General features: G+C 73.3%; 7 protein-coding genes. 4 read left to right on the top strand and 3 right to left on the bottom strand.

Annotated features, from left to right (window positions below; translation table 11 throughout):
- Positions 1–212: 212 nt before the first annotated feature.
- The 3 genes from ABZ721_RS15270 to ABZ721_RS15260 are packed head-to-tail and all read left to right on the top strand — an operon-like array spanning position 213 to position 3,632.
- Positions 213–1,526, top strand: coding sequence for a tetratricopeptide repeat protein (locus ABZ721_RS15270; protein WP_358789080.1), 1,314 nt, complete (start codon positions 213–215; stop codon positions 1,524–1,526).
- Entirely contained in the window at positions 1,523–3,268 is a 1,746-nt protein-coding gene (locus tag ABZ721_RS15265) for a nickel transporter (RefSeq protein WP_358789079.1), read from the top strand. The genes ABZ721_RS15270 and ABZ721_RS15265 overlap by 4 nt, the downstream gene beginning before the upstream one ends.
- A 46-nt stretch (positions 3,269–3,314) precedes the next feature.
- Entirely contained in the window at positions 3,315–3,632 is a 318-nt protein-coding gene (locus ABZ721_RS15260; protein WP_358789078.1) for a hypothetical protein, read from the top strand.
- Between the two features lie 255 nt (positions 3,633–3,887).
- Here ABZ721_RS15260 and ABZ721_RS15255 read toward each other — a convergent pair whose 3' ends face one another.
- Positions 3,888–4,328, bottom strand: coding sequence for an SSI family serine proteinase inhibitor (locus ABZ721_RS15255; RefSeq protein WP_358789077.1), 441 nt, complete (start codon positions 4,326–4,328; stop codon positions 3,888–3,890).
- Positions 4,329–4,443: 115 nt separating this feature from the next.
- A complete protein-coding gene (locus ABZ721_RS15250; RefSeq protein ID WP_358789076.1) occupies positions 4,444–4,992 on the bottom strand; it encodes a VOC family protein in 549 nt (182 codons plus the stop codon).
- Between the two features lie 70 nt (positions 4,993–5,062).
- Between ABZ721_RS15250 and ABZ721_RS15245 the strand changes: the two genes are divergently transcribed.
- On the top strand, positions 5,063–5,377 hold the full coding sequence (locus ABZ721_RS15245; RefSeq protein WP_358789075.1) for a hypothetical protein: 315 nt from the start codon (positions 5,063–5,065) through the stop codon (positions 5,375–5,377).
- 294 nt (positions 5,378–5,671) lie between these two features.
- On the opposite strand, the gene ABZ721_RS15240 is transcribed toward ABZ721_RS15245, so the two are convergent.
- The gene (locus tag ABZ721_RS15240) at positions 5,672–6,793 is read right to left on the bottom strand and encodes a GAF domain-containing SpoIIE family protein phosphatase (protein ID WP_358789074.1); all 1,122 of its coding nucleotides are present in this window, start codon (positions 6,791–6,793) and stop codon (positions 5,672–5,674) included.
- Positions 6,794–6,840 lie beyond the last annotated feature (47 nt).

The raw sequence follows: 6,840 nt of genomic DNA, 5'->3' as shown, positions 1-6,840 counted from the left end.
CGCGCGGGTTCTTGCGCGGGCCGCGGCCCCCGCGCGCCGCGGGTCCGCGGCGCGCCCCCTCCGCCCCCCCCGCGCGGGGGCGGCCCGACGCCACTGGCCCGCACCGGTCGACCGGCTGGATCAGAGAAGGACAGGTATGCCCGTCGTGCCCATCGCGTCCTTCGCTCGTCCGCGCCTCACCACGCCCACCGTCTGACCGAGGGATGTCGTTCATGCGCCGCCTCGCCCTGTTCGCCACCGCCGCCGCGCTGTGTGCCGGCCTGACCGGATTCGCGGCGCTGGAACACACCACCAATCCCCCGTCCCCCCTGGCGGCACCCCCACCGGCGGCCGACGCGGCCCACACCGCGCCGTCCATCGGCACGGTGGTGCGCACACTCCAGGACCACCTGCGCCGGCAGCCGGCCGACGCGGACTCGTGGGCGCAGTTGGGTTCCGCGTACGTGGAGCAGGCCCGGCTGACCGTCGACCCGACGCTCTATCCGAAGGCCGAGGCGGCTCTGCGCCGGTCGTTGAAGGTGCGGCCGGACGCCAACACGGCCGCGCAGACCGGCATGGCCGGGCTGGCCAACGCCCGCCACCAGTTCACCCAAGCCCGCACCTGGGCCGAGCAAGCCGTCCAGAGCAACCCGTACGCGTGGGCCGCCTACGGGGCGCTGACCGACGCCCTGACCCAACTCGGGGACGACACCGGCGCGCAGACGGCCGTCCAGCGGATGCTGGACCTGCACCCCTCGACCGCGTCGTTCACCCGCGCCTCCTACACCCTGGAACTGCAAGGCCGGACCGATGAGGCCACGCAAGCCCTCCAGCGCGCCCTGGAGGATGCCTCCAGCCCCGCCGACCAGGCGTTCTGTCAGCACTACCTCGGTGAGCTCGCTTTTAACACCGGCAAGATCCCGCAGGCGTTGGAGCACTACCGCAAAGCGTTGGCGCTGGATGCCTCCTACACCCCGGCGCTGGCAGGCGTTGCCCGTGCGGAGGCCGCGTTGGGCCGCACGGCGCAGGCCGTCACCGATTACCAGGCGGCCATCGCGCGCGTGCCGCAACCGCAGTACGTCCTCGAACTCGGCGAGCTGCTGGAGTCCTTGGGCCGAACTACCGAGGCGAAAGCGCAGTACGCGGTGCTGGAAGCCGAGCAGAAGCTGTTCACCGCGAACGGCGTCGTGGACGACCTGAACCTGGGCCAGTACCAGGCCGACCACGGTGACCCGCAGCTCGCCGTCACCCTGCTCACCGCCGAGTGGGGCCGCCGCCACCCTGTGCAGGTCGCCGACGCCCTGGGCTGGGCCCTGCACCGCGCCGGCCGCGACCCCGAAGCGCTGCCGCTGGCGCGGGAGGCGGGCCGGCTCGGCTGGCGCGACGCCACCGTGCGCTACCACCGCAGCGTCATCGAGCAGACACTCGGCGACGACCAGGCCGCACGCACCGACCTGACGGCCGCCCTGGCCGCCAACCCCGCCTTCTCACCGCTGCACGCCCCCGACGCCCAAGCGCGCCTCGCCCGCCTCCAAGGACACCAATGACCCACCATCTCACGCGCACACGCCGTGCCGCACTGCTCCTGCTCGGCCTCCCGGTGCTGCTCTGCCTGGCCGCGCCGACCGCGTCCGCCCACCCGCTCGGCAACTTCACCGTCAACCGCTACGACGGGCTGACCCTGCACCCGGACCGCGTCGACGACCTGGTGGTGGTCGACACCGCCGAAATCCCGACGCTGCAGGCCAAGCCCGCCTTGGACAGTGACCACGACGGCCGGCTGAGCGCCGCCGAGGCCGCCGCCCACGCCCGGACCACCTGTGCCACGCTCGCCCACGGCGTCTCCGCGACCGTGCGACCGCAAGGCACTGGACCCACACCCGGCGAGACCATCCGCCTGCGGGTCCTTTCGAGCGGCTACCAACTCGTGCGCGGACAGGCCGGGCTGGACACCGGTCGGCTGGAGTGCCGGCTCAGCGCCCCCGCGGACCTGGGCGCGGCCGGCATCCTCGACTTCAGCACCGGCGTCGACCCGTCCCGGATCGGTTGGCACGAGATCACCGCTCGCGGTGAGGGCACCCGGATCGGCTCCTCGGACGTCCCCGCCGTCTCCATCTCCCGCGCACTGCGCACCTATCCAGCCGATCTGCTGTCCAACCCGCCCGACACCCGCCACACCCACATCACCCTCGGCGGCGGCCCCGGAGCCGCCACCGCCACCGCGCCGGGCTCGGGCCTGCTGGGCGGCTGGTACGCGGCCCTGGAGGCCCGGCTGGGCTCGCTCACCGACCGGGACCGGCTCACCCTGCCCGTCGGCCTGCTGGCCGTGCTGCTGGCCCTCGTCCTGGGCGCCGGGCACGCCGCGCTGCCGGGACACGGCAAGACCATCATGGCCGCGTACCTCGCCGGACGGCAGGGCAGGCCGCGCGACGCGGTGACCGTCGCGTCGACCGTCACCCTCACCCACACCGCGTCCGTCCTGGTCCTGGGAACCGCGTTGAGCGTGTCCTCCGCACTCGCCGGCGAGCAGGCGCTCGCCTGGCTCGGCAGCATCAGTGGCCTGGTCATCATCGCGGCCGGGCTCTGGCTCCTGCCGGCCGCCCTGCGCACGCTGCGCGCCCGGCCGCAACCACAGCCCGCGCACCATCGCCACGCCCATGACGGCCACACCCACGGGGAGCACGGGCACGTCCACGACCATCCGCACGGCCGCGAGGGTGCGGTTGCCGAGCACGCCGGTCCTGGCGAGCTCGTCGCAGCCACCATCGGGAACCGGACCGTCGCTGCGGCCGGGACGACCACCGACGTGGCACTCGCCCCGGGATACGCAGCGCAGCACGGCCCGACGGCCCCGCACATCGCACCGCACCCGCCCCACGGGCAGGAGGCCAGCCTCCACCACCACGAAGCTCACGGACACAGCCACGGGCTCTTCGGCCACCACCATCACGGCACCGCAACCGACCGCAAGAAGGGCGGCCTGATCGGCATCGGTATCGCCGGCGGGCTGGTTCCCAGCCCCTCCGCGCTGATCGTTCTGCTGGGCTCCATCGCCCTGGGCAGGACCGTCTTCGGCATCGCCCTCGTCGTCTGCTACGGCCTGGGCATGGCCGCCACCCTGGCCGCCGCCGGCTTGCTCCTGCTCAAACTGCGCGACCGGATCCCGGCCCTCAACGGCCGAGCCGTCGGCCGGTTCGCGGCGTGGGGGGCACGCGTCACCCCAGTCGGCACGGCCCTGCTCATCCTGGTCGTAGGTCTGGGCACCGCACTGCGCGCGATGCCCTTGTAGGCAGCCGCCGTTCTCCCCTCCCCCGTCGCACTACAGGAAGAGACCCATGGCATTCCGTGCCCGCACCCTCTGGACCACCTTGTTCCTGGTCGGTTCACTCGTCACCACCGGCTGCGGCTCCTCCGCACCCCGCACCGGCGCACTCGACGCCACCTCCGACAGCAAGAAGCCCACCTGCCGCAGCCACCAAAGCGTGCTGCCCGGCAAGGACTACACCGGGGGAAGCGACGCCAATACCCTGGCGGTCCTGCGCATGATGAAGTACTACACCGCGAAGGGCGCCCTGCCCTTCTGCGACGCCCAGCCCGCCACCGCACAAGACACCGCCTGGACCCAGCTCTATACCCGCCTCATCAAGCCCTGACCGCAGGGTTCTTACCCGCTCGCGTTGCGGGGGGCGCGTTGGCTTCAACCCGCGATGCCGCCCCCAGCCCGGGCCCGTCCGATGACGCGACCCCGCGGGCCGGATGATTCCCTCTACGTCCTCGGCGAGCGAGGATCCGCGGCCGGCCCTGGCCATCAACCCCCGCCTCCACCCGCTGCCCGCCCCAAAGTGCGCACCCGCTTCGCCGCTTTGTCCACCAGCTCGGAGCAGCCGACCGCGCTGACCGGTTCCGGTTCAGGACGCGACCGCGGGCAGCAGCGGCAGGTGAGCGTTCCACCGAGCGATCTCGCATCCATTGGCCCGGCTGAAGACCGCGTCGACCGGGCGTCCGTGCCAGGTTCCGGTCACCCGCGCGGCAGCTGGACCTCCGTACTGCAGCGTGCACAGCGCGTCCGGCGGAACGGGCGCGAACAGATCCGTGCCGGAGGCGGACAACTGGTCCAGGCCGTCACAGGCGGCCTGCGCGTCGGGGCGTCGGCCCGCGGCCGGGTGGCAGGAGACGTCGTAGACGCCTTCGGCGCCCGCCCGGCCGGCATCGGAGACGGCGACCCGCAGATGGTCACCGCGGACGGTGTCCGTCGGACCGCTCGGCACGGCCGACGCGGCGGCCGCCGACGCGAGGACGGCGAGGGCCAGTGCGCCGAGCGCCACGGCAGGAAGGGGACGGACGAGCATGCATGCCTCCTGAGCAACGGGTGCGGAGCACCCCCATCGGAGCTCAACGACAGCGCCCGGTCACGGGTACCGGCCACAGCGCGTCCCGCCTGCTCAGGCCCGGAGCACGGGTCCGTCAGGGCTGGGGAGCGAACAGCTCGAGGGCGATGTTGTCGGGGTCGCGGAACTCGAGGATGTAGCCCGCGCCGATGTCCTTGATGCCCTCATGGGCGACACCCTGGCCGTCGAGCACCGCCACCGCCGATTCCAGCTCGTCGCGCCCGGCCACGGCCAGGCTGAGGTGGTCCAAGCCGACCCGGTCCTCGTCGAACCGGTCCTTGGCGACCGGACGCAGTCCGAGCAGGGAATCACCCAGCTGGTAGATCACACCCCCGAAGAGGAACGCGAGTTGCTCGCGCGTCGCCTCGTCGGCGTCGGCCGGCACTTCGAACGCCACCGGCAGGCCGAAGACCGCGTCGTAGAACGCCCGAGACCGCTCGATATCGGTGACGGTCAGACGGACGTGCGCGAAGGAACGAGGGGTGATCTTCATGCCGCCATGCTGCCCCACCAGCATGCCCGCGCCCGTGACCGCGACACTGCCGCGCGTCGTGTACCCGCCGGGGGCGGCGGCGCCGCTGCCATGCCCGCCGAAAGGCGTGCGGCGCTCGCACACCCGGTCCATGAGGCATCCATCCGGCTACGCCGGGGCACCCGCCCGACGGTGCTTGCGCACCAGCCCCTAACCTTCCGGTATGCCTCACCCTGTCCCAGGTTGCACCGACCCCGATCCGCGGATCCGCCTGCTGCAGCTCGTGGAGCGCGGCGATGCGCTGCTGCGCCCGCTGGAACGGGCCGCCGCCCGGCGGACGGCAACCGGGCCCGCATCCACTCGCCCCCACTCCCTGATCATGATCAGGGACACCATCACCCTCTACCAGAAGATCGCGCACCACCTCCGGGACGCCGATCTCGACGATCCGCTGACCGTGCGGTACCTGGCCGATGCCCTGGACGAGGCCGCCCGCTGCCTGCGGCTCCTGTCCCCCGCGGAGCCGGCGAGCGTGTGACGCCGCCGGCGGCCGCCGTGCGCGCGATGCCGCGGTCGGCCGGCTCCGCGCCGAACGCCACGCGATCCGGGAGGCAGCGGCCGCCCGGCTGTCTCCGCTCCAGCACACGGACCCCGGGCGCGGCCGCTGCCCCGCCGGCAGGAGCCGGCGCAGGAGCTGCGCACTGCGTGCCGGTGACCGGCCGCTCCGCGGCAGGGCACGAGGCCAGGGCCTGGAGCAACTGGTCGCAGGCCTGGTCGGCCTGCCGGCCGACGGGCCGTACCGCCTGGCGGGGCAGGGCGGGCTCCGGCGGTGTCAGGGGTGGGCGGGGACACGGAGCACGAGCAGGGCGGTGTCGTCGACGGCGTAGCCGCCGCTGTGGGCCGTGACCACTTTGCACAGGTGAGCCAGGGTGGTGGAGGCGTCCATGGTGGCGGTCGCGGCCAGCGCGGCGGCCAGGGCGTCCTCGCCGAACAGCGGTCCGCGCCGACGGGTGCGGGCTTCGGTGATGCCGTCGCTGTACAGCAGCAGCGCGTCCCCCACCTCCAGGGTGAACGTGGTCTCGTCCAGGTGGACCTGCTCGGGCGTGAAGAAGGTGCTGAGCAGGGTGCCGCGGATGTGGAGCTCTTGCACGGTGCCGTCCGCGCGGCGGATCAGGGCCGGGGGGTGCCCGGCGCTGGAGTATCGGCCGACCACGCTGCCGTCGGCCCGCACGGTGAAGGTGGTCAGGGCTGCGGTCAAGAAGCGGTTGCTGACCGTCTGGTCGACCAGGGCGTGGTGCAGCCGGCGCAGCACGGTCGCGGGGTGGGGGTGCTGGGTGGCCTCGGTGCGCACGGTGTAGCGGGCCAGCGCGGTGACCTTCGCGGCTTCGATGCCCTTGCCGCACACGTCGCCGAGCACCGCGCACCAGGTGTCGCCCGGTGTGCGGAACAGGTCGTAGAAGTCGCCCAGGACGTCGGCGTGCGTGGCGTCGGCGGGCAGGTGCACCGCGGCGACATCCAGCCCCGGCACCCGCGGCAGGCTCGGCGGCAGCAGTGACTCCTGCAAGGTGCGCGCCAGCTCGACCGCGGCCGCTCCCGAGGCCAGCGCCTGGCGCAGGGCCTGGCGCAGGGCGATCTCGGAGGAGACCGAGCGGGCCAAAGTTTGCAGAGCCTCGCGCTGCGTGTCGGTGAACGGCCGCGCGTGGTCGTCGATCACGCAGAGGCCGCCCAGGACGTGCCCGCTCGGGGAGACCACCGGATACCCCGCCCAGGCGCCGATCCCCAGGGCGCCGACCGCGGCCAGATCCTTGATCCGGGCGTCGGTGACCGCGTCCTCGGCGATCAGCGGTTGGCCGGTTCCGATCAGCAGGTCGTCGGCAGCTCCGACGGCAGCGCCGGCTCCCCAGCACTGCGCCGCGGCTGAACAGCCATGGCTACCTCGATTCCACCGCCACACCTACCGGCACCCACAAGCGTCAACTGACGTGGCGCCCAGCGTACGGG

Source organism: Streptomyces sp. NPDC006733 (assembly GCF_040636125.1).
Classification (GTDB): domain Bacteria; phylum Actinomycetota; class Actinomycetes; order Streptomycetales; family Streptomycetaceae; genus Actinacidiphila.
This window is presented reverse-complemented; position numbering and strand designations above follow the sequence as displayed.

What these genes read in the sequence shown, in the direction of transcription:
- ABZ721_RS15255 (WP_358789077.1), bottom strand. Translation starts at nt 4,328, where the DNA reads ATGCTCGTCCGTCCCCTTCCTGCCGTGGCGCTCGGCGCACTGGCCCTC.
- ABZ721_RS15260 (WP_358789078.1), top strand. Translation starts at nt 3,315, where the DNA reads ATGGCATTCCGTGCCCGCACCCTCTGGACCACCTTGTTCCTGGTCGGT.
- ABZ721_RS15245 (WP_358789075.1), top strand. Translation starts at nt 5,063, where the DNA reads ATGCCTCACCCTGTCCCAGGTTGCACCGACCCCGATCCGCGGATCCGC.
- ABZ721_RS15250 (WP_358789076.1), bottom strand. Translation starts at nt 4,992, where the DNA reads ATGGACCGGGTGTGCGAGCGCCGCACGCCTTTCGGCGGGCATGGCAGC.
- ABZ721_RS15265 (WP_358789079.1), top strand. Translation starts at nt 1,523, where the DNA reads ATGACCCACCATCTCACGCGCACACGCCGTGCCGCACTGCTCCTGCTC.
- ABZ721_RS15270 (WP_358789080.1), top strand. Translation starts at nt 213, where the DNA reads ATGCGCCGCCTCGCCCTGTTCGCCACCGCCGCCGCGCTGTGTGCCGGC.